Raw genomic sequence first — 22,068 nt, forward strand, 5'->3', positions numbered from 1 at the left:
CGGGCAAGGACGCGCAAAACGTTGCCGAGACTGTATTTTCGAGCGGGTGAACGAGTACGGCGATATCTACTCCGGCCATTCCCGCACCCGCAAGCGCGCGGTGCCCGAGGTCAGCGCCGAACGCGATCTGGTCGCCGAGGACGCCGCCACCGGATTCTGCGGCGCCGTCGTGGGTTTCGAGCGCACCTACGACGGCGAGTTCGTCAAACTCGAGGACCGGCACGGGCTGGTGCGCCTGTTCGCGATGCGCGAAGCGGCGTTCCTCATCGATGGACAGCCGGTGACCCTGGTGCGCCCGAAGGCCGCCGCACCGCAACGCCCCACTCGCTCGGCATCCGGGTCAACCCGGGTGGAGGGATTGCGCGCCCGGGTCGCGCGCGGCAGCCGCATCTGGGTCGAGGGTGTGCACGACGCCGCGCTGGTGGAGCGGGTCTGGGGCCACGATCTGCGGGTCGAGGGCGTGGTCGTCGAACATCTCGAGGGCCTGGACAATCTGGCCGCGTGGCTGACCGAATTCGAACCCGGACCGCAGCATCGCGTGGGCGTCCTGGTCGACCACCTGGTCGCCGGATCGAAGGAGACCACGCTCACCACGGGCCTGGGCCCGCACGTCCTGGTGACCGGACATCCCTACATCGACGTCTGGCAGGCGGTGCGACCGCAGGCGCTGGGGATCGCGGAGTGGCCGCGGGTGCCGCGCGGGGAGGACTGGAAGACCGGCGTATGCCGCCGACTGGGCTGGGGCACACCGCAGGAGGGCTGGCGGCGGGTCTACGACGCGGTGGACTCCTTTCGCGATCTGGAGGCGCCGCTGCTCGGCGCGGTGGAGCGGCTCATCGATTTCGTGACCGAAACCGATTGAGCCGCATCCTCACTCGTCGGTCGACACATTCAGCCAGCGGCCGATGCAGGCCAGCAGATCCTCCGCGTGGACCGGTTTGGTGATGTAGTCGCTGGCCCCCGAGGCCAGACTCTTGTCGCGATCACCCGACATGGCCTTGGCGGTGACCATGATGATCGGCAGCCGGTCGAATCGCGGCATCTTGCGGATCGCGGCGGTGGTGGCGTAGCCGTCCATCTCCGGCATCATCACATCCATCAGGATCACGTCGACGTCCGGATTCGCCTGCAACGCCTCGATTCCCTTGCGGCCGTTGGGCGCGTGGTTCACGCTCATGCCGTTCAGCTCCAGCATGCCCGCGATGGCCAGGACGTTGCGCGTATCGTCGTCCACGAGCAGCACCTTGCGACCACGCAGCCCCGAATACTGCCGGGGACTGCCCTGCTGTTCGAGTTCGGTCGGATGCGGATGGGTGAGCATCAGAATGAACCGCTCGCGGAATTCGTCGGCCGTGCCGACCAGTTCCACCTCATAGGTCCGCGCGGCCGCCTCCACGATCAGCTGACGCTCCCGATTCAGCTCACCGACCGGATAGGCAAGCACCGCCGCACCTTTCGCCGACAGCTGGGAACACAGACCGTCCAGGAACTCCGCGGTGCCCGCGCCCGGCAGGTTCACATCCACCAGGACGCACTGGCAGGCCGCAACGGCGGTGAGCGCCTGCTCGCAACTGCCGACCGATTCGAGTTGGACCGGGCCGTCGTTGTCGGCGAGTTCGGCGACCACACCGGAGATCAGGCGGGTCAGGGTGCGATCGACCGGATCCTCCACGACGAGTACTGTGCGAACGGATGATTCGGGCCGGGTTCCGGACTCGGCGACGATCTCCGGCGGCGGATTCAGCGGCAGCGTCAGCGTGAACGTACTGCCCACCCCGATCCGGCTCTCCGCGCTGATCTGCCCGCCCAGCAGATTCGCCACCTGCCGGCTGATCGACAGACCCAGGCCGGTGCCGCCGTAGCGGCGGCTGGTGGTGCCGTCCGCCTGCTGGAACGCCGCGAAAATGGTCTCCAGATTCTGCTCGGCGATACCGATTCCGGTGTCACTCACCGAGAATGCGAGGTGCTGGCCGGTCCGGCACACCCGGAGCGAGACCGTCCCCGTCTCGGTGAACTTGACCGCGTTGGACAGCAGGTTGCGCAGCACCTGACGCAACCGCTGCTCGTCGGTCTCCAGCTGCGGCGGCACATCGGGCGCGACCTCGACCTCGAAGTCCAGCCCCTTCTGGCTGGTCAGCGGACGGAATGTGGTCTGCACGTAATCCAGCAGCTCCGGCAGCGAGACCGGCTCGGTGCGGATGTCCATCTTCCCGGCCTCGACCTTGGACAGATCGAGGATGTCGTCGATCAGCTGCTGCAGATCCTTGCCCGCGGACTGGATCACCTTGGCGAATTCCACCTGCTTGTCCGTCAGGTTCCGCGAGGCGTTCTGCGCGAGCACCCCGGCCAGAATCAACAGGCTGGTCAGGGGTGTGCGCAGCTCGTGCGACATATTCGCCAGGAATTCCGACTTGTACTTCGAGGCGAGGGCGATCTGCTGGGCGCGCTCCTCGATCTCCTGCCGGGCCTGTTCGATCTCGAAGTTCTTCATCTCGATATCGCGGTTCTGGCGGACCAGCAGTTCGGCCTTCTCCTCGAGATCGGCGTTGGACTGCTGCAACTGCCCGGCCAGCCGCTGGGACTCCACGAGCAGGGAGTCGGTGCGGGAATTGGCCATGATCGTATTCAGGTTCACCCCGATGCTCTCCATGAGCTGTTCGAGGAAATCGCGCTGGACCACGGTGAACCGGGTGAACGCGGCCAGTTCGATGACGCCGAGCACCTGATCCTCGAAAACGATCGGCAGCACGATCAGGCTCGCGGGGCGTCCGGCGCCCAGCCCGGAGGATATCTGCAGATAATCCGGCGGCGTGTGGTCGATCATGATCGTCTGCTTGGACAGGGCGACCTGCCCGACCAGCGATTGTCCGAGGTCGAAGACCGTACCGTCCTCGATGCGCCCGTATCCGGCGATCAGCCGCAGCACCGCGCGCTCGCGCTCGGATGCCATGGAGAAGAACGTGCCGTATTGAGCGCCGACCAGCGGAGTCACCTGATTCATGATCAGCTGGGCGACCGCCGACAGGTCGCGATGGCCCTGCAGGCGACCGGAGATCCGGGCCAGATTCGTATTGAGCCAGGCCTGCTCCTCGTTGGCGCGGGTGGTCTCGCGCAGGGACTGCACCATCGCGTTGATGTTGTTCTTGAGTTCGGCGACCTCGCCCTTCGCCTCGACCGCGATCGACCGGGTCAGATCCCCGGTGGCCACCGCACTGGTGACCTCGGCGATCGCGCGCACCTGACGGGTCAGGTTTCCGGCGAGTTCGTTGACGTTCTCGGTCAACCGCTTCCAGGTTCCCGAGACACCCTCGACCTCGGCCTGGCCACCCAGCTGCCCCTCCTTGCCGACCTCCCGGGCCACGCGGGTGACCTCGGCGGCGAAGGCGGACAGGGTATCGACCATGGTGTTGATCGTCGTCTTGAGTTCGAGGATCTCCCCGCGCGCGTCGACGTCGATCTTCTGCGACAGCTCGCCGCGGGCCACCGCCGTGGTGACCTGCGCGATCGAGCGGACCTGGCTGGTCAGATTGCCCGCCATCGAATTCACGTTGTCGGTCAGGCTCTTCCAGGTGCCCGCCACGTTCGGCACTCGCGCCTGACCGCCGAGAATGCCCTCGGTGCCGACCTCTCGCGCGACACGGGTGACCTCGTCGGCGAAGGCGGACAGCGTGTCGACCATGGTGTTGATGGTCTGTGCCAGGGCCGCGACCTCGCCCTTCGCCTCGACGGTGACCTTCTGGGACAGATCGCCCTTGGCGACGGCGGTGGCGACCTGCGCGATGGAGCGCACCTGGTCGGTGAGGTTGTCGGCCATGACGTTCACCGACTCGGTCAGGCCCTTCCAGGTACCCGACACCCCCTTCACATCCGCCTGCCCGCCGAGGCGGCCCTGGGTGCCGACGTCGCGGGCCACGCGGGTGACCTCGTCGGCGAACGAGGACAACGTATCGACCATCGTATTGATGGTGTCCTTCAGTTCGAGGATCTCACCGCGCGCATCCACCCGAATCTTCTGCGACAGATCACCGCGGGCGACCGCGGTGGTCACCTCGGCGATCGAGCGCACCTGCGCAGTGAGATTGTCGGCCATCACGTTCACCGACTCGGTCAGGCCCTTCCAGGTACCCGACACCCCCTTCACATCCGCCTGCCCACCCAGACGGCCCTCGGTGCCGACCTCTCGCGCCACGCGGGTGACCTCGTCGGCGAACGAGGACAACGTATCGACCATCGTATTGATGGTGTCCTTCAGTTCGAGGATCTCACCGCGCGCATCCACCCGAATCTTCTGCGACAGATCACCTTTCGCCACCGCGGTGGCCACCTCGGCGATCGAACGCACCTGATCGGTCAGATTGTCGGCCATGAAATTCACCGATTCGGTCAGGCTCTTCCAGGTGCCCGACACACCGAACACCTGCGCCTGCCCGCCGAGGCGGCCCTCGGTACCGACCTCCCGCGCCACGCGCGTCACCTCGTCGGCGAACGAGGACAACGTATCGACCATGGTGTTGATGGTGTTCTTGAGTTCGAGGATCTCACCGCGCGCGTCGACCGTGATCTTCTGGGACAGATCGCCCTTCGCCACCGCGGTGGTGACCTCGGCGATCGAACGCACCTGGGCGGTGAGGTTCCCGGCCATGATGTTCACCGATTCGGTGAGGTCACGCCAGGTGCCCGAGACCTCCGGCACCTTGGCCTGCCCGCCGAGCCGCCCCTCACTGCCGACCTCGCGCGCCATACGCGTCACCTCATCGGCGAAGGAGGAGAGCTGATCGACCATCGTGTTGATGGTGTTCTTCAACTCCAACAGCTCACCCTTGACGTCCACGGTGATCTTCTGGGACAGGTCGCCCTTGGCCACGGCGGTCGCGACACCCGCGATATCGCGGACCTGGGAGGTCAGGTTGTCGGCCATCGCGTTGACCGAGTCGGTCAGGTCCTTCCAACTGCCCGACACACCCGGAACAGCGGCCTGACCACCGAGTTTGCCCTCCGTGCCGACCTCGCGCGACACTCGGGTGACCTCGGTGGTGAACAGGGCCAGCTGATCGACCATCCCGTTGAACACGAGCGATATCTCATCCAATACCGGATCACCGACCTCGGGTAGGTACCGCCGGAAATTCCCGTCGCGTACCGCCTTGAGGCCGTCCAGCAATGGCTGGAGGCGCTCGTCGTTGCTGTTGACACGATCCGCCGCGGCGGTGTCGGTGGTCATCGCTGTCCCCGCTTCCCCTGGGGCCGTCGGAATCTACAGATCCACGTCGAAACACTTCTCACCTGCGGCGACCCGACGCACGGTCTCGAGCAGGTCGTCGAACAGGCCGGTCTTGAGCACCAGCCCCGCGCCGCCGGCCGCGATCACCCGGTCGCGCATGGCTCGGTCCGCGTCCCCGGTGAAGACCAGCACCCTGGCCGCCGGGGACACCTCGTGCAATCGCTCGATGGCGTCGATGCCGTTACCGTCGGGCAGCCGCCGGTCGAGCAGAATGACATCGGGGCGCATCCGGGCGGCCGCGGACAGGGTGGCCGCGACGGAGCCGGTCGTCTCGACCAGGTCGATGTCCTGGACGAGTTCGAACGCCGACTCGAGCGCCATCACCACCATCGGATGGTCCTCCGCCAGCAGCAGCCTCTTGGGACCGCCCGAGATGTCAGCCGACATGAGCGTTAGTCTATGCCGCTCCGTTACCATCTCGGACCCGGTACGGCCAGGTGAGAGGCTCCCCTGCCGCGGGTGGTCCGGCTCGCACCGCTGCGGCGCGGGTATGAATACGACGAATCCTTTACCATCGGCGGCCGGCGGATGTGCGGATACCAGCCCACCGCCGGGCGGTCTGTGCGGGTTGCAGGACCTCGCCGACCACTCGCATCGCGCGCGTGGATTCGTACGCGATATCGGCCACCTGAACCCACCGGGCGGCGTGTCCGACATCCCCGGCGCCCCTACACCGCACATCGGCAGCAGCACCCCCACCACGCACACGCTCACCGCATCGAATCGGTCGATCCGGGACATCGCGAGCACGCGCTCTCGGCGCACCACATGCCGCACGACACGCCGCCTGCACAACCGCCGGTGGTACGGCGATCGGTTCGATCACCCGCACCCGGGCCGCGAGATCGCGTGCGGCACCGGCCGATTCGTCCGTCATGTCCGCCATGTTCTTTCCCGGCGCACCGGAGGTCTCGAACGGCATACCGCACAAGCGTCGCGGTGTCGCCCCGATCACGATCACCTCGGCCAGCGAGAAGTTGAACGGCGGCAACGGCATTCGCCGATCCGGCGTACAGCCGCCGGTGCGCCCGACAGGAGCCGGGATCCGCGCCTCGGTCTGCGGCAGGGCCGGGACATCACGTTCCATGGTACGAACCCCCGCACAACGCGCAGCCGGCTCGCGCGTGGTCCGGCGACGCCACGCCGCCCCGCGCAGGTCCTCGACGAGTGTGTACAACCGATCGGTGCGATCCATGGTTTCCCCCTGACAATCGGATGTCACGCACAATAGCGGGACGGACCGACAGGCACGGGCGGCTCACAAGCAACGGCGCAGTTATGCTCGAAACATGTGTTCTCCCAGTGCCACGTTGACGGCGTGGGCCGGCGCGTGGCTGGCCGGTCGCAGCGCGCCCGACGACGTGCTGGACTCCTTGCACGCCTGGGCGCCCCGCCAGCTGGTCGCCGCCGGAGATCCGGTCACCGGCGGCCACACCGGGCTGCCGTGGCCCGGCGGCGAGTCCCTGGAGGGCGGCGGCGCCGGAATAATGTTGCTGCTCAAGCTGATTCGTGAGGAGTCCGGAGATCCGCGGGCTCGGCTGCGGCTGATGCTGCCGGTCCCCGGGGATGTCCGAGGACTGCCGACCGGCAGTGAATTCGCCCCGGCGGCTCTCGAGGCGGAGGAAGGGATCCTGGTCGGCGTGCCCGGCGACGACGGGATGGGACTGGTGCCGGAGTGGGTGGACGAGGACACCCTGCAGTGGACCGTCTACCGCACGCCGGTTCCGCAGATCGTGGAGCAGGACATGCCCCTCGGTGAGGCCGAATACGCGATCCGCCAAGCCGTCCGCGACGCCGCGGACGCGCTGGCGCGTCTGCAGACCACCGAGGTGAACTCCGGCGGCCCCGATCCACGCGAACTCATCGAGGACGAACTCGCCGAATACTCCCGCCACGAATATCCGGATTCGATCCCGCTACGCGCCCGCCGCATCCTCGACACCGCCGACCACGTGGCGGCCATCCTGACCGTGGCGCAGCACGAACCGGCCTCGGCGCCCAGTTCGGCCAGTGCGATGGCCGCCCAGGAGACCCTGCTGCGCCCGCTGTGGAACGCCATCCGCGCCGCGCGCCTGGCCGCTATCCACGCGACCGCGTGAGGTCGGCGCCGGGTCTCAGTGTTTGACCACGGCCCGCTCGGGCTCGCCGGGTTTCCAGATCACCACCTCCATATGTCCGTCGCCGACCAGTACGGCCGAGGCGCCGGTGATGTCGGCGGCGAAGAACGGTTCGAGCTTCTCACCGCGTAGATCGAATCCCGTGTCCTCGTACAGCGATTCGGCCCAGCGGCGCTGTAGCTCGGCATCGGGCACCTCGCGTACGGTGCCGAAGAGTTTCGCGTCGCCGTCGCCGACCTGCGGGTCGACGGTGGCCGTGTGCAGACAGAACCGCGGGTCGCGCCGCAGGTCCTGGAATTTCGTGGTGCCCGGCATGCCCACCAGCCACAACTCCCCCTCGAAGATCCGCGGTTCCAAGGGGCTGATCCGCGGATATCCGTCCGAGCGGGTGGTCGCCAAGAGGCACAGATTCCCGGCCGCGGCGTGGCGGCGCCGGAACACCTCCGAGATGCGCGGAGATGCCTCGGTGAACTCGGTCCAGATGCTCATGGCGCCAACGGTAGCTCCGCCCACCGACACATCCGCCGCATCCGGACCCGCCCGGCACTCGGAGCATTCTGATTGAATGGGCCAGGTTCCTTTTTCGGCAGATATCGAGGTCGCGTCCATGCATTTCCTCCGCAACGCCGCCATGGCCCTGGCGATCGCGGCAGCCGGTACCGCCGTCTGCGCGACGCCACCGGCCTCCGCCGTGGTCGGCGGCACGGAGGTGTCCGCCACCGCCTACCCCTGGCTCGGTGCGATCGGATCCCCCGCCTTTCCCCTGCGCCCCGGCGGCCAGTTCTGCGCCGGTGCGCTCATCGCCCCGGACAAGGTCCTCACCGCGGCGCACTGCGTGATCTTCGCCGAGCCGGTCCCGCACGCGCTGACCGTCACCTTCGGACGCGCCGACCTGACCCGCCGGGACGGAACCTCCGTGGGCGTCACGGCGATCGGCGTCGATCCCGGGTTCCGCATCTCGACCTTCGACGGCGACCTGAGTTACCACCACGACGTCGCCGTCCTGACCTTGCAGACCAAACTCACGCTCCCGACGGTCCGGGTCGCGACGCCGCGCGGAAGCACCGGCACGGTCGTGGGCTGGGGTGCGACCTCCGGCGCCGACGATTCGAACGTGCGTCTGCGCACGGTCACCGTGCCGTTGGCCCCCGCCGCCTCCTGCACGGCCGCCTACGGTGCCGAATTCGACTCGGCCCACGACTTCTGCGCCGGATCGACCACCGCCGATACCGCCGAATTCGACTCCGGCGGACCACTTCTCGTCGACGGCGCGGTCGCGGGGGTCACTTCCTGGGGTAAGGGTGTCACACAAGCCGGTTTCCCGGGCATCTACGCGGGGATACCGTCGATCGGCAGGTGAATCCCGCTGCTAGAGCGCGAATTTCACGGCCATGGCGATACCGCAGGTCGCCGCGATCACTCGTAGGGCGTTACTGGGCAGTCGTCGCGCGAAGGCCGGGCCGACCCAGCCGCCGATCAGGAAGCCCAGCCCCAGCGGTACCACCGCGGCCCAGTGCACCGGACCGAAAATCGCGAATCCCACTGCCGCGGTACCGTTCGCGCACATACTGACGGTGTTCTTCACCGCGTTGACCTGCTGTGGCGTCCATCCCGGGAACATGGCGGTGAGAATCGCCAGGATCAGGATTCCCCCGGCCGCGCCGAAGTACCCGGCGTAGATCGCCGCGCCGAACAACAGGACCCGCAGTCCACACTCGCGCCACCGCCGATCCGCGCCGTCGTAGGCCGCCCGCAGGCGCGCCAGCCGCGGTTGGGCGAGCAGGAACACCGACGCACCGCCGATCAGGAACGGCACCACGACCTGAAACGAGGACGCCGGCGCGAGCAGCAGCGTGATCGCGCCCACGGTTCCGCCCGCCGCGGCCAGCAGACCCAGTCGCAACACCACTGCGCCCCGGCCCGCGAGCTCCGAGCGCGAACCCGCGGTCGAGCCGAGGCCGGTGAACACCAGCGCGACGGTGTTGGTGACGTTCGCCGCGACCGGCGGCAGCCCCAATGCCAGCAGCGCCGGGAACGACACGAGCGAGGCCAGACTCACCAGGACGCTGACCAGGCCCGCGGCGAAACCGACACCCAGCAGCTCGAGCGCCTGCCATGGACCCACCGGCGCCCACCATCCTCTTCCACTCCGGACCACCGTTCACCGATCACCGGCGCGGCCCGAATCGCCAGGATGACGCACCCATTCAAACATCCCATGAATACCGGCGCACAGGGAATATCGACGGACGGACGGACGGACCCGCCCGCGCCTGCGAGTACCACGAGGAGCGATCGAGCCCGTGGCGCAACGGTATTCGAGTAGTGACCTACTCGGGTCCGCGGCCCCGGACCCGACATACGCTTTCAGCAACATCAGAGTTCGACAGCAGCACAACAGAGTTCACCAAGGTTCGACTGCACTGTCGAGAAAGTCCATACCGACGATGTCGGCATGGACAAGGTCAACGTGAACAACAAGGTCAAGGTAAGCAACGTCAAGTTCGCGATTCGACGCGGAAGCGCCGGCGAAGTAACGACGTCACCGAATCGACCTCGGACGGGATGATCCGGTACGCGGCGGGCACAACGCCCGCGCAGCGTCCCGGTGGGTGAGAACCGAATCCCATCCGCGGCGGCGGTGCGGCTCGACTTCCGGCCGGGTGACCTGTCGAGTACGCGCACGGCCGGGCCGAGCGCCCGACCCGCGCGCTATCGCGTACGGCGCGGCGGCTCGCAGCAGCCGACGGCGCACGGCGCACCGTTCACGGTGCAGCCGTAACCCGGAACCGTGCCCAGACGACGTGGGGCCACGTCGGTGAGGTGTTCCTCGACGAGTTCGGCGATCAGCCGGGCGAAGCGTGGATCCGTTCCCGGAGTAGCCGCGCGCGCGAAGGCCATGTCGAGTTCACCGGCCTTCTGGTGCGCCTCGTTGTCCAGGTCCCAGACCACCTCCAGGTGGTCCGAGACGAACCCGGCCGGACACAGGACGACCGCGTCGACGCCGGTGGCCGAGAGTTCGCCCAAGTGGTCGACGATGTCGGGTTCGAGCCACGGTACCTGCGGCGGGCCCGAGCGGGACTGCCACACCACGTCGTACTCGGCGAATCCTGTTGCCGCCGCGCACAACCGGGCCGCCTCGGCGACCTGGCGACTGTAGAGTTTCCCGCCCTCGTCCGGCGGTCCGGCCGAGACGTCCGCGGACACGGGAATCGAATGTGCGGTGAACACCAGCCGGGCGCGATCGCGCCGGTCCGCCGGAATGTCCTGCAGCGCAGCACGAATCGCATCCGCGAAGGATTCGATCAGTAGCGGGTGATCGAAGTACTGGCGCAACTTCACCAGTTCCGGCGCGTCCGCGACCGCTTCGCGGGCGCGCAGAATGTCCTCGTCGTACTGGCGGCATCCCGAGTAGCCACCCCACGCCGACGTCGGGAAGACCAGTGCACTGCGCACACCGTCCGCCCGCATCCGCTCCACCGTGTCCTGCGCCATCGGATGCCAGTTCCGATTGCCGAAGTACACCGGCAGATCGATACCGCGCGTGGCGAATTCGGCCTCGAGCGCCACGATGATGTCACGGTTGAGCGCGTTGATCGGCGAGACGCCGCCGAAATGCAGATAGTGCTGCGCGACCTCCTCGAGCCGTTCGCGCGGCACGCCCCGGCCCCGAGTGACGTTCTCCAGGAACGGCATCACGTCCTCGGGACGTTCGGGGCCGCCGAAGGACAGCAGCAGGACCGCATCGAATCCCATAGCGGCGACGGGACTCAGTTCCCCGAGAAGTTCTCGGGGAACCAGGTGTTGTGGCTCGCGCCGCCGTCGACATAGATGATCGAGCCGGTGGTGCCGGGCAGCCAGTCAGACAGCAGGGTCACGATCGAGCGGGCCACCACGGTCGGGTCGTCCACGTTCCAGCCGATCGGTGACGCACCGTCCCAGTAGGTGTTCAGCATGTTGAGCTGTTTGGCGTCGTCGGTCGCGGTACCGGCGATGGCCTTGGCCGCGAGGGTTTTGATCGGACCCGCGGCGATCAGGTTCGAGCGGACCCGCTTGGCCTCGCCCACCTCACGCGCGACGTACCGGTTCACCGACTCGAGGGCGGCCTTGGCCACGCCCATCCAGTTGTAGAACGGCATGGCGGTGCGCGGATCGAAGTCCATGCCCACGATCGAGCCGCCCTCGTTCATCGCGGGCAGCACCGCGCGCGCCAGCGAGGCATAGCTCCACGCCGAGATCTCGAACGCCTTGGCCGCATCCGAGCCGGGACCGTCCAGGAACGGCAGCGCCTCCGGGCCCATCAGGGTGCGCGGGGCGAAGGCGATCGAGTGCAGCACGCCGTCCACGCCTTCGGGCGCGTGCTCACGGATCCGGTCGGCCAGACCCGCGAGATCCTCCTCGCTGGTCACATCCAGCCCGATGGCCGGGGGGACCTCCTGCGGCAGCCGCTTGGCGATCCGGTCGATCAGCCGCAGCCGCTCCGGAATGCCCGTGATGATCACTTTCGCGCCCTGCTCCTGCGCGACCGCGGCCGCGTGGAACGCGATCGACGAATCGGTGATGATCCCGGTGATCAGTACGGTCTTGCCGTCGAGCAATCCGCCCATGAGTTGTCGGTTCTCCTCGTTGAAAGTCTGCGTGGGTATGACGGTGTAGCGGGTTCGGGCGAGTTCAGTGGCCCATGCCCAGGCCGCCGTCGACCGGGATGATCGCGCCGGAGATGTAGGAGGCGTCGTCGGAGGCCAGGAAGCTTATCGTCGCGGCGACCTCCTTGGGGTCACCGATGCGTCCGGCCGGGATCGCCTTGAGGGCGATTTCCTTCATGTCGTCGGTCATGTCCTCGCGGGTCATATCGGTGTCGATGAAACCGGGCGCGACGACGTTGGCGGTGATGTTGCGCGAGCCGATCTCGCGGGTGATCGCGCGGGCCATGCCGACCAGGCCGGACTTCGCGGCGGCGTAGTTCACCTGTCCGGCCATGCCCATCTGGCCCACCACCGAGCCGAGGAACACGATCCGGCCCCAGCGCGCCCGCAGCATCGCGCGGTTGGCCCGCTTGGCCACCCGCCACGCACCGGTCAGGTTCGCGTCGATGACGCGGGAGAACTGCTCCTCGCTCATCCGCATCAGCAGCGTGTTGTCCACGATGCCCGCGTTGGCGACCAGCACCTCCACCGCACCCTGATGCGCCTCGACCTCGCCGAATGCGCGATCGATCGATTCCGCGTCCGTCACATCGCATTTCACGCCGAACAGCCCGTCCGGCACTCCCGAACCACGATGGGTGACCGCGACCTTGTGTCCGTCCGCAGCGAGCCGCTGCGCGACCGCGAGTCCGATGCCGCGATTGCCACCGGTGACGAGTACCGACCTGGAAGTTGTAGGCATAGAGCCAAACTTAACGCGTCGGTACCGAAACGCCCACCGCGGGGGCGCGGTAGGCCCCGGCCGATGGACCGCCGACCGGACGACGAACGCCGCCCACATCGCTCGATGCGATGGGACGGCGTCCGGCACAACGCTTTTCGTCGAGGTCAGGGCAGGCGCTGACGGTACAGCAGACCCGTCACGACACCGGCCGCGCTGATCAGCAGACCCAGCAGCAGCCACGGCCGGCTGGCATCGCCGACGACCGTTTCGTATCCGATCTGACTCTGCAGCTTGTCGTACGCATTGTTGAGTTCCTGCAGCGAGGTCGCGGTGAAGAACTGTCCGGCGGACAGGTCGGCGACCTTGTGCAGCGCGTCGTCGTCGACGGGCACCGGCTGGCCCTTCGAACCGCCCGAGCCGTCCGGAATGTCGACCACGCCCCACTGGGTGCCGAACGAGATCGTCGAGATCGGCACACCCTTCTGCTTGGCCAGTCGCGCGGCCACGAACTCGTGCCGCGGATTGTCGATATCGTCCGCATCCGGCACCGTCTGCTTACCGTCGGACATCAGCACGATGCGCGCGGGCGGCGGTGAGGACGCGCCGCCGAGCACCGTGGCCAGGGTGTCGATCGCGCTGAGGCTGGTGAAGATGCCCTCGCCGGTCGCGGTCCGCTCGGCGAGCTGCAGATTGTTCACCGCCGCCTTGACCGTGTCGTGGTTGGTGGTGGGATTGACCAGCAGCGAGGCGGTACCGGCGAAACTGACCAGCCCGAGATTGATGCCGCGCGGCATCGAATCGATGAACCGGCCCGCGGCCTCCTTCGCCGCCTGGATGCGGCTGGGCTTGACGTCGGTGGCCTCCATCGACAGCGAGACGTCGATGGCCAGCACCACGGTGGCGCGGTTGCGCGGCACCTTCTTGGCCATGGTCGGACCGGCCGCCGCGACCGTCAGCAGGACGAGCCCGGCGAGCATGAGCGCCACCGGGGCGTGCCGCCAGGCGCTGGGCCCCTTCGGGCTCACGCCCTCCAGCAGCTCCATGTTCGCGAACCGGAGCATATGCCGCTTGCGGCGGCGCTGGACGGCCACGTACAGCAGCGCGATCAGCGCGATGACGATCAGGAACAGCAGCCAGATCGACGCGGTGAAGTGCGAAATACTCACTGAAGAGGTACCTGCCCGGTCGGGGCGCCGAAGGTGTGGCGCCGGGTGGACACGAACCGGACGACGTCCGAGATCCAGTCACGGTCGGTGCGTAAGTGCATCACCGGCGCGCCGCATCCGCGTAACTCGGACTCCACCTGCTGGCGGTGCAGCTGCGCGGCTCGCGTGAAATCGGCTCGCAGCGTGGGGGTTACGGTGAACTCGCGGGTGTGGCCGGTCTCCGGATCGTGCAGCACGACATCGCCGACGTCGGGCAGATCCAGATCCAGCGGATCGAGCACCTCCACCGCCAGTAGATCGTGCCGGCCCGAGACCGCGCGCAGCGACCGCTGCCAGTCCAGGTCCCCGAGGAAGTCCGAGATCACCACGGCCAGACCGCGTTTGCGCTGCGGGCGGCGCAGCGATTCGATCGCGCCACGCAGATCTCCGCGCACGCCGTCCGCGGCGCGCGGAGTGGTGGCGATCTTGCGCAACATCGCCTGCGCGTGCATCCGTCCGCTGCGGGCGGGCAGCCGCACGAGGCGATCGCCGGTGGCCACGACCGCACCGATCCGATTACCGCCACCGCTGGTCAGATGGGTGATCGCGGCGGCGGCCGCGATCACCAGATCACGCTTCTGGCAGCCCGCGGTGCCGAAATCGAGACTGGCGGACAGGTCGATCACCAGCCAGGTCTCGAGTTCGCGGTCCGCGATCATCTGCCGCACGTGCGGGTGGGTGGTGCGAGCGGTCACCGACCAATCCATCTGACGCACATCGTCACCCGGCTGATACAGCCGGGCATCGCCGGGCTCCGAGCCGGGACCCGGAATCAGGCCGAGGTGGTCACCGTGCAGCACGCCGTCCAGGCGACGCCGCACGGTCAGTTCGAGCGTTTTCAATGCCGCGGCCAACCGCGGATCACGCAGGTCCCCGCCCCGGAACGAGGGCGGGGCGTGCGAGGGAGTGTTCGACGAAATAGTCACCGGCGCAACCGAATCCTGCACCCCGCGCCTCACTGACGGTGCGACTGGCCGTTCGGCACCGACGGAGCGGGCGGCTGCGGAACCGCCTGCTGCGGTCCGGGAGCACCTCCGTGCGGAGCCGACGGCGGCATCGGCGCGGCCGGAGCTGCGGCCGGGGCCGGGGCGGGCGCGTTGGCCTGGGCCGCGACCTGCGGCAGGCCGACGGTCTGCAGCACCCGGCGGATCACGTCGTCGGGGCTGACCTCATCGGCGAGCGCGTCGTAGGACAGCACCAGGCGGTGCCGCAGTACGTCCGGGATCACCTCGACGACGTCCTGCGGCACGACGTAGTCGCGGCCGCGGATCAGCGCGACCGCGCGCGCCGCGGCGATGATGCCCAGGCTGGCGCGCGGCGAGGCGCCGTAGGCGACCCAGCCCGCGACGTCGTCGAGCCCGAACTCGGCCGGGTTGCGGGTCGCGGCGATCACCCGCACGACGTAGTCGACCAGCGCGTGGTGCACGAAGGTGGTGGCGGCCAGCTTCTGCAGCCGGATCAGCTCCTCCGGCTGCAGGACGTTCTTCGGCTCGGGCGGGGTGACGCCCATCCGGTAGATGATCTCGCGCTCCTCCTCCACCGAGGGGTAGTCGACGATCACCTTGAACAGGAACCGGTCTCGCTGGGCCTCGGGCAGCGGGTACACGCCCTCGCTCTCGATCGGGTTCTGCGTGGCCATGACCAGGAACGGGTCGGGCATCGGGTAGGTCTTGCCGCCGATGGACACGTGTCGCTCGGCCATCACCTCGAGCAGTGCGGACTGCACCTTGGCGGGGGCGCGGTTGATCTCGTCCGCGAGCACGAAATTCGCGACGACGGGGCCCAGTTCGGTATCGAACTCCTCCCGGCCCTGCCGGTAGATGCGGGTTCCGACCAGGTCGGTGGGCACCAGGTCGGGGGTGAACTGCACGCGCGAGAAGCTACCGCCGACGACCTTGGCGAAGGTCTCCACCGCCAGCGTCTTCGCGATACCGGGAACGCCTTCCAGCAGCACGTGACCACGAGCCAGCACGCCGACGAGCAGCCGCTCCACCAGCCGGTCCTGGCCGACGATGACCCGCTTCACCTCGTAGATCGCCTTCTCCAGGGTCTGGACATCGCGCTCGAGGGTGTTCGGCGCCGGCTCGGGCGTATCCTTCACCGAATCCATTGCGCCTGCACCATCAGTCGAAGTCACCAAACTCCCCGCTTTCGCATTGGTCTTTGTGCGTGCTGCCACAACTATTCCAGGTTCCGGCCCATGGTGCCGCAACCGGGCTGCGTGTTGTCACCGGGCCTACCTGCGGGCGCTCGCCGCCCACCGGACGGTTTTCCGGGCCGCGCCCCGCATGGTTTCACCCGCGGCCACACTCTGCCCGACACCGTACGCGCCGACCGGTCCGGCCATTGCTTCAACCGCACACCTGGGAGAGCCATCGCAATGCGGTCACGGCTCGAACGCCGGCCACAGCAGCTGGTCCCGATGCTCAGGAGATGAGGCGTATCGCGTTCGGCATGATCCCGCTCGTGCGTACGGCCGTAACCCGTACCACCTCACCTGATTCGGGCGCCTCGATCATCTTGCCGTTGCCCAGGTACAGCGCCACGTGCTCACTGCCGTTACGTCCCCAGAACAGCATGTCGCCGCGTTCGCGCTGTACCACAGGCACTTTGGCGCCCATCTGATACTGGTAGCCGCTGTAGTGCGGCAGGGAGATGCCGACGCCCGCGAACGCGTAGACCATCAGGCCCGAGCAGTCGAAACCGGTCTTCTTGTAGTCGCCGTACCTGTCCGCGACACCGCCGTCGCGGATGCCCTTGGTGGGTCCGTCCTCGTTGCCGCCGCCCCAGGCGTAGATGACCCCGAGCTGGGACATCGCGCGGTCGACCACCATCTCGATCAGCTCCGCGGGCGTCCCGTCCGGACGAGACGGCGCACTGGGCATGGATTTGTGCGGCGGCGGATCGTCGTCGAGCTGGGTGTGCGGGCGTTTGCCGTCGCCGAGTTGTTCCGCGCGCTCACGCGCCGCCGCATCCGATGCCGCACGCACCGCGGCGCTGGCGACCGCGGCGGCCGCGGCGAGTTCCTCGATCCGGCGCTGCCGGTCCCACTCCTCATAGGCTGCGCGCTCGCCCTGCAGGCCCGCCACCTGCTGTCGCGCCGCGTCCAGGCGCTGCTGGGCCACGTCGCGCTGTTTCAGCAGCGCGTCGCGTTGTGCGGTCTGCTCGTTCACCGCCGACTCGGCGGCGCTCACCGCACTTTGCGCCTGGGCCTTCTTCGCTTCCGCGGTGGCCGCGGTGGCGTCGGCGGTCTGTTTGGCCCGGCGCGCGGCCGAATCGGCGTTGGCGCGCTCGATCTGCGCGCGCCGCATACCGTTCAGGGCGGCGTCCTGCGATGTCGAGGCCACGCTCAACAGTTGTGCTCGCTCCAGGGACCGAGCCGGACTGCCGCCGGACAGGTAGTTGACCATCGAATCCGAACCGGGGTTCATATATGCCTGTTCGGCGAACTTGTCGAAACTGATGCGGGCCTGATCGACCGCCGTCCCCGAGGCCACGAGCGCGCGCTGCGTTCCGGCAACCGCCGACGCGGCCGCATCGGCCTGTTCCCGAGCCGACTGCAGATCCACCAGCGCCTTGTTCACCGCCTCGCGCTTCTGCGCGACGACCGAGTCCAACTGCTGGATCTGCTGCCCGACCGCGGCCACATCGTTGATCAGCGCGCCGACCTGGTTGACCCCGTTGGTCACCTGGGCCCCGGCCGCGGCGATGTCGTTATCGCTCGGGTTGGGCGGAGGCGGTGGCACCGCTCCTGCGACCGGCGTCACCACGATCACCGTGGCGACGCACACCAGCAATCCCAGAGCGATCCTGAACGACCCCCCTCGTGTTGTCCCGGCCACGCGCACCCACCTCCCTGGATCCACACCGCGTTCCCGGGTAGCGAAGCGTCACCGGGACCTTCACGTGGGGTGATAGGCATAGATCATCACCCCACGAGTATCAGCGACACCCCTGCTCAACAATGGTCGCTGTATACCCGTGTGACACTTCTTCCCCAAGAGTGTCATTCGAAACCGTACGACACATACGTCTCGGAGAGAACACACACGACGTAATCACATTCGCGTAATTTGGCGATTGCCTACCGATAACTGGAGGGCGGACAGCAATCCCCTGCACAAAACCGACCGTTCGCCCGATTTCTCCCGAAAACGGCGAGTTCAGGTACGTGCAGTCACAGCATCGGGCGCGTCTTCCAGCGAAATACCGTACCGGCTCGGCAGCCCGGAGCCGGTACGTCCACGCCCGAACCGGGCGGAACAACCAATGCCGTCAGTGCGGCGAGTGACCGGAACGGAGAATCCGCCGCGGCCGACGACGCCGACCCGGATTACCTCGACCGGCTCAGTGGACCGGATCGGCCGCGGCGTGCTCCGGCACGACCCGCGACCGACGCCGCTTGACCAGATACAACCCGCCGGTCACCACGAGAACGCCCAGCAGCAGCACGTAGGTGAACACCGGCCACGAGATCAGGCCGTTCGTCTCGAGACTCTGCACGAAGGCGCGCGTCGCCTCGACGCTGTGCCCGCCGTGCCGGTTCTTGGCGATGTCCTCGGCCTTCTCCAGGCGGTAGCGGCTGTAGGTGTCGCTGTAGGTTCCCGCCCAGTCGTCACTGAGCACCAGGACCGTGCCGTGCTCGGACTTGCCGACCACGGTGGCCAGGTCGCGCAGGCTCGAATCCGGCGACGGATTTCCCGGGACCACCACCACGCTCAGCGGAATTCCCTGATCCCGGGTATCGGCGACCACGGACTCCAGATCCGAGGGATCGTCCCCCTCGGGGACGGAAACGTGATCCGCGGCCAGCTGCGCGAGGATGGTGTGCACATCGACCTCGGGCGGAATCTCCGCGGCCCTGGGGGTACCAACCGAGGCAAAGGTGACGGTCATCTTCCATCCGGTCTCGTCGAGTCGCCAACCGGGGCGACTGGCTTCCAACACATGTCACATGATTCGCGCCGCGGGGGCACGAGAAGCGAGGCTGCGCCGAAACGCATGGATGCACAGTACGCGACCGGGGCATGATGTTTGCAGGCACGCCGCGCGGTGCGCCCCCGCATGTTTCACAGGACAAGCGTACTGTTAGCCTAGGCAGCATGAGGGCGCACAGCTATCGGCCCTCGACCGGAGCCGCCGGCACAGCCCCGCCGACGGCCACCTCACCGACGAGTGGAGCTGAACGTATGACGACCATCGATACATTCGGCGCCAAGGGCACCCTCGAGGTCGGAGATCGGTCGTATGAGATCTTCCGCCTCTCCGCCGTGCCCGGCACCGAAAAACTCCCCTACGCACTGAAAGTCCTCGCCGAGAACCTGCTCCGCACCGAGGACGGCGCCAACATCACCGCGGATCACATTCGGGCCATTGCCGATTGGGATCCCTCCGCGCAGCCGAACACCGAAATCCAGTTCACCCCCGCGCGAGTCATCATGCAGGACTTCACCGGCGTGCCCTGTGTGGTCGACCTGGCCACCATGCGCGAGGCCGTGACCACGCTCGGCGGCGACCCGAACAAGGTGAACCCGCTCTCGCCCGCCGAGATGGTCATCGACCACTCGGTCATCCTCGACGTGTTCGGCACCGCCGACGCCTTCGAGCGCAACGTCGACCTGGAGTACCAGCGCAACGGTGAGCGCTACCAGTTCCTGCGTTGGGGCCAGGGCGCTTTCGACGACTTCAAGGTCGTCCCGCCGGGCACCGGCATCGTGCACCAGGTCAACATCGAGTACCTCGCGCGCGTCGTGATGGTCCGCAACGGGCAGGCCTACCCCGACACCTGCGTCGGCACCGACTCGCACACCACGATGGTCAACGGCCTGGGCGTGCTGGGCTGGGGCGTGGGCGGTATCGAGGCCGAGGCCGCGATGCTGGGACAGCCTGTCTCCATGCTGATTCCGCGCGTGGTCGGCTTCAAGCTGACCGGTGAGATCCAGCCGGGCGTGACCGCGACCGACGTCGTGCTCACCGTCACCGACATGCTGCGCAAGCACGGCGTGGTCGGCAAGTTCGTCGAGTTCTACGGCAAGGGCGTGGCCGAGGTGCCGCTGGCCAACCGCGCCACCCTGGGCAACATGAGCCCCGAATTCGGTTCCACCGCAGCGATCTTCCCGATCGACGAGGAGACCATCAACTACCTGCGCCTGACCGGCCGCACCGACGAGGAGCTCGCGCTCGTCGAGGCGTACGCCAAGGAGCAGGGCATGTGGCACGACGCCGATCACGAGCCCGCCTACTCGGAGTACCTGGAGCTGGACCTGGGCACCGTGGTGCCGTCCATCGCCGGCCCGAAGCGCCCGCAGGACCGAATCCTGTTGTCGGAGTCCAAGGTTGCCTTCCGCAAGGACATCCACAACTACACCAGCGATCCGGAGGGGACCGACGCGGCGGCCACCCCGCATTCCAAGCTGGACGAGGCCATCGAGGAGTCCTTCCCGGCCAGCGATCCGGCCGAGCTGTCCTTCGCCGATGACGACGCGGTCATCGCGACCGCCGCCAACGGCAGCACCGGACGCCCCTCCAAGCCGATCCGGGTGCGCAGCGCCGAGCGCGGTGACTTCATCCTGGACCACGGCGCGGTCGCGGTCGCGGGTATCACCTCCTGCACCAACACCTCCAACCCGTCGGTCATGATCGGCGCGGCCCTGCTGGCCCGCAACGCCGTGGAGAAGGGCCTGACCAGCAAGCCGTGGGTGAAGACCAACATGGCGCCCGGCTCGCAGGTGGTCTCGGACTACTACGAGAAGGCCGGCCTGTGGCCCTACCTGGAGAAGCTCGGCTTCTACCTGGGCGGCTACGGCTGCACCACGTGTATCGGCAACACCGGCCCGCTGCCGGAGGAGATCTCCCAGGCGGTCAACGACAACGATCTGACCGTCACCGCGGTGCTCTCGGGTAACCGCAACTTCGAGGGCCGCATCTCCCCCGACGTGAAGATGAACTACCTGGCCTCCCCGCCGCTGGTCATCGCCTACGCGCTCGCGGGCACGATGGACTTCGACTTCGAACACGACTCGCTGGGCACGGACAAGGACGGCAAGGACGTCTTCCTGAAGGACATCTGGCCCTCCTCGCAGGAAATCGACGACACCATCAAGTCGGCGATCAGCCAGGACATGTTCCGCAAGTCCTACGCCGACGTGTTCAAGGGCGACGAGCGCTGGCGGAACCTGCCGACCCCGGCCGGTGACACCTTCGCGTGGGCACAGGACTCGACCTACGTGCGCAAGGCGCCGTACTTCGACGGCATGGAGCTCGAGCCCGCGCCGGTCGAGGACATCAAGGGTGCGCGCGTGCTGGCGCTACTGGGCGACTCGGTGACCACCGACCACATCTCCCCGGCCGGTCCGATCAAGTCGGGCACCCCGGCCGCGCAGTACCTGGACGCGCACGGCGTGGAGCGCAAGGACTACAACTCGCTGGGGTCGCGGCGCGGCAACCACGAGGTGATGATCCGCGGCACCTTCGCGAACATCCGCCTGCGCAACCAGTTGCTGGACGACGTCTCGGGCGGTTACACCCGCGACTTCACCCAGGACGGTGGCCCGCAGGCCTTCATCTACGACGCCTCGCAGAACTACCAGGCCGCGGGCATCCCGCTGGTCGTGCTGGGCGGCAAGGAGTACGGTTCGGGCTCCTCGCGTGACTGGGCCGCCAAGGGCACCCGCCTGCTGGGTGTGCGTGCGGTCATCACCGAGTCGTTCGAGCGCATCCACCGCTCGAACCTGATCGGCATGGGCGTCATCCCGCTGCAGTTCCCGGCCGGCGAGTCGGCCGCGTCGCTGAAGCTGGACGGCACCGAGACCTTCGACATCGAGGGGATCACCCAGCTGAACGAGGGCAAGACGCCGAAGACCCTGAAGGTGACCGCCACCAAGGACAACGGCGACAAGGTCACCTTCGACGCGGTCGTGCGCATCGACACCCCCGGTGAGGCGGACTACTACCGCAACGGCGGCATCCTGCAGTTCGTCCTGCGCAACATGATCAACGGGTAGGACCTCCCGACGCTCGTCGTTCGACGGTCGAGACCCGTGTTTCGACCGTCGGACGACGGGCCGGTCGCCACCCGCTGGTACGACTCGCTTCC

The 22,068-nt window shown here is 67.7% G+C and carries 17 protein-coding genes; 4 read left to right on the forward strand and 13 right to left on the reverse strand.

Going from position 1 to position 22,068, the window contains the following annotated elements:
• Positions 1-46: 46 nt before the first annotated feature.
• Positions 47-862: a DUF3097 domain-containing protein gene (locus ON40_RS18480; RefSeq protein ID WP_040824683.1), complete on the forward strand. Its 816-nt coding sequence runs from the start codon at positions 47-49 to the stop codon at positions 860-862.
• A 9-nt stretch (positions 863-871) separates the two neighbouring features.
• Here the strand turns inward: ON40_RS18480 and ON40_RS18485 are convergent, their stop codons facing one another.
• The 3 genes from ON40_RS18485 to ON40_RS51910 all read right to left on the reverse strand — a co-directional run bounded on the left by ON40_RS18485 (position 872) and on the right by ON40_RS51910 (position 6,476).
• Complete coding sequence (locus ON40_RS18485) at positions 872-5,221, reverse strand: HAMP domain-containing protein (RefSeq protein ID WP_040824686.1); 4,350 nt, start codon at positions 5,219-5,221, stop codon at positions 872-874.
• A 33-nt stretch (positions 5,222-5,254) separates the two neighbouring features.
• Positions 5,255-5,668, reverse strand: a complete 414-nt coding sequence (locus ON40_RS51905) for a response regulator (RefSeq protein WP_040824849.1) — start codon at positions 5,666-5,668, stop codon at positions 5,255-5,257.
• Positions 5,669-5,789: 121 nt separating this feature from the next.
• Positions 5,790-6,476 carry a hypothetical protein gene (locus ON40_RS51910; protein ID WP_051193275.1) on the reverse strand — a complete coding sequence of 229 codons (687 nt, stop codon included), beginning with the start codon at positions 6,474-6,476 and terminating at the stop codon, positions 5,790-5,792.
• A 94-nt stretch (positions 6,477-6,570) separates the two neighbouring features.
• Here ON40_RS51910 and ON40_RS18500 point away from each other — a divergent pair, with 94 nt between their 5' ends.
• A complete protein-coding gene (locus tag ON40_RS18500) occupies positions 6,571-7,380 on the forward strand; it encodes an Rv1486c family protein (protein WP_040824688.1) in 810 nt (269 codons plus the stop codon).
• A gap of 15 nt (positions 7,381-7,395) precedes the next feature.
• Here the strand turns inward: ON40_RS18500 and ON40_RS18505 are convergent, their stop codons facing one another.
• Positions 7,396-7,887: a pyridoxamine 5'-phosphate oxidase family protein gene (locus tag ON40_RS18505; protein ID WP_040824692.1), complete on the reverse strand. Its 492-nt coding sequence runs from the start codon at positions 7,885-7,887 to the stop codon at positions 7,396-7,398.
• A 76-nt stretch (positions 7,888-7,963) separates the two neighbouring features.
• Here ON40_RS18505 and ON40_RS18510 point away from each other — a divergent pair, with 76 nt between their 5' ends.
• Entirely contained in the window at positions 7,964-8,758 is a 795-nt protein-coding gene (locus ON40_RS18510) for a S1 family peptidase (RefSeq protein ID WP_245567872.1), read from the forward strand.
• A gap of 9 nt (positions 8,759-8,767) precedes the next feature.
• On the opposite strand, the gene ON40_RS18515 is transcribed toward ON40_RS18510, so the two are convergent.
• From ON40_RS18515 to ON40_RS18555, 9 genes are all read right to left on the reverse strand, one after another.
• A complete protein-coding gene (locus ON40_RS18515) occupies positions 8,768-9,523 on the reverse strand; it encodes a sulfite exporter TauE/SafE family protein (protein ID WP_040824694.1) in 756 nt (251 codons plus the stop codon).
• A 587-nt stretch (positions 9,524-10,110) separates the two neighbouring features.
• Positions 10,111-11,154, reverse strand: a complete 1,044-nt coding sequence (locus ON40_RS18520; protein ID WP_040824696.1) for a ferrochelatase — start codon at positions 11,152-11,154, stop codon at positions 10,111-10,113.
• A gap of 14 nt (positions 11,155-11,168) precedes the next feature.
• Complete coding sequence (gene inhA / locus ON40_RS18525) at positions 11,169-12,005, reverse strand: NADH-dependent enoyl-ACP reductase InhA (protein ID WP_040824697.1); 837 nt, start codon at positions 12,003-12,005, stop codon at positions 11,169-11,171.
• Positions 12,006-12,069: 64 nt separating this feature from the next.
• Positions 12,070-12,786, reverse strand: coding sequence for a 3-oxoacyl-ACP reductase FabG1 (gene fabG1, locus ON40_RS18530; protein ID WP_040824698.1), 717 nt, complete (start codon positions 12,784-12,786; stop codon positions 12,070-12,072).
• Positions 12,787-12,932: 146 nt separating this feature from the next.
• A complete protein-coding gene (locus ON40_RS18535) occupies positions 12,933-13,934 on the reverse strand; it encodes a VWA domain-containing protein (RefSeq protein ID WP_040824701.1) in 1,002 nt (333 codons plus the stop codon).
• Positions 13,931-14,899 carry a DUF58 domain-containing protein gene (locus ON40_RS18540; RefSeq protein WP_040824855.1) on the reverse strand — a complete coding sequence of 323 codons (969 nt, stop codon included), beginning with the start codon at positions 14,897-14,899 and terminating at the stop codon, positions 13,931-13,933. Before ON40_RS18540 ends, ON40_RS18535 begins: the two co-directional genes overlap by 4 nt.
• 29 nt (positions 14,900-14,928) lie before the next feature.
• On the reverse strand, positions 14,929-16,083 hold the full coding sequence (locus ON40_RS18545) for an AAA family ATPase (RefSeq protein ID WP_051193276.1): 1,155 nt from the start codon (positions 16,081-16,083) through the stop codon (positions 14,929-14,931).
• A 316-nt stretch (positions 16,084-16,399) separates the two neighbouring features.
• Positions 16,400-17,815, reverse strand: a complete 1,416-nt coding sequence (locus ON40_RS18550) for an NlpC/P60 family protein (RefSeq protein ID WP_040824856.1) — start codon at positions 17,813-17,815, stop codon at positions 16,400-16,402.
• 505 nt (positions 17,816-18,320) lie between these two features.
• Positions 18,321-18,920, reverse strand: coding sequence for an Rv1476 family membrane protein (locus ON40_RS18555; RefSeq protein ID WP_245567873.1), 600 nt, complete (start codon positions 18,918-18,920; stop codon positions 18,321-18,323).
• A gap of 242 nt (positions 18,921-19,162) precedes the next feature.
• Between ON40_RS18555 and acnA the strand changes: the two genes are divergently transcribed.
• Positions 19,163-21,976, forward strand: coding sequence for an aconitate hydratase AcnA (gene acnA, locus ON40_RS18560; RefSeq protein WP_040824705.1), 2,814 nt, complete (start codon positions 19,163-19,165; stop codon positions 21,974-21,976).
• Positions 21,977-22,068 lie beyond the last annotated feature (92 nt).

The sequence above is a fragment of the Nocardia jiangxiensis NBRC 101359 genome (assembly GCF_000308615.1).
Classification (GTDB): Bacteria; Actinomycetota; Actinomycetes; order Mycobacteriales; family Mycobacteriaceae; genus Nocardia; species Nocardia jiangxiensis.

Excerpts from the sequence above, each read along its gene's own strand:
- ON40_RS18485 (WP_040824686.1), bottom strand. The coding sequence starts at position 5,221 with ATGACCACCGACACCGCCGCGGCGGATCGTGTCAACAGCAACGACGAG.
- ON40_RS51905 (WP_040824849.1), bottom strand. The coding sequence starts at position 5,668 with ATGTCGGCTGACATCTCGGGCGGTCCCAAGAGGCTGCTGCTGGCGGAG.
- ON40_RS51910 (WP_051193275.1), bottom strand. The coding sequence starts at position 6,476 with ATGGATCGCACCGATCGGTTGTACACACTCGTCGAGGACCTGCGCGGG.
- ON40_RS18500 (WP_040824688.1), top strand. The coding sequence starts at position 6,571 with ATGTGTTCTCCCAGTGCCACGTTGACGGCGTGGGCCGGCGCGTGGCTG.
- ON40_RS18505 (WP_040824692.1), bottom strand. The coding sequence starts at position 7,887 with ATGAGCATCTGGACCGAGTTCACCGAGGCATCTCCGCGCATCTCGGAG.
- ON40_RS18510 (WP_245567872.1), top strand. The coding sequence starts at position 7,964 with ATGGGCCAGGTTCCTTTTTCGGCAGATATCGAGGTCGCGTCCATGCAT.
- ON40_RS18520 (WP_040824696.1), bottom strand. The coding sequence starts at position 11,154 with ATGGGATTCGATGCGGTCCTGCTGCTGTCCTTCGGCGGCCCCGAACGT.
- inhA (WP_040824697.1), bottom strand. The coding sequence starts at position 12,005 with ATGGGCGGATTGCTCGACGGCAAGACCGTACTGATCACCGGGATCATC.
- fabG1 (WP_040824698.1), bottom strand. The coding sequence starts at position 12,786 with ATGCCTACAACTTCCAGGTCGGTACTCGTCACCGGTGGCAATCGCGGC.
- ON40_RS18545 (WP_051193276.1), bottom strand. The coding sequence starts at position 16,083 with ATGGATTCGGTGAAGGATACGCCCGAGCCGGCGCCGAACACCCTCGAG.
- acnA (WP_040824705.1), top strand. The coding sequence starts at position 19,163 with ATGACGACCATCGATACATTCGGCGCCAAGGGCACCCTCGAGGTCGGA.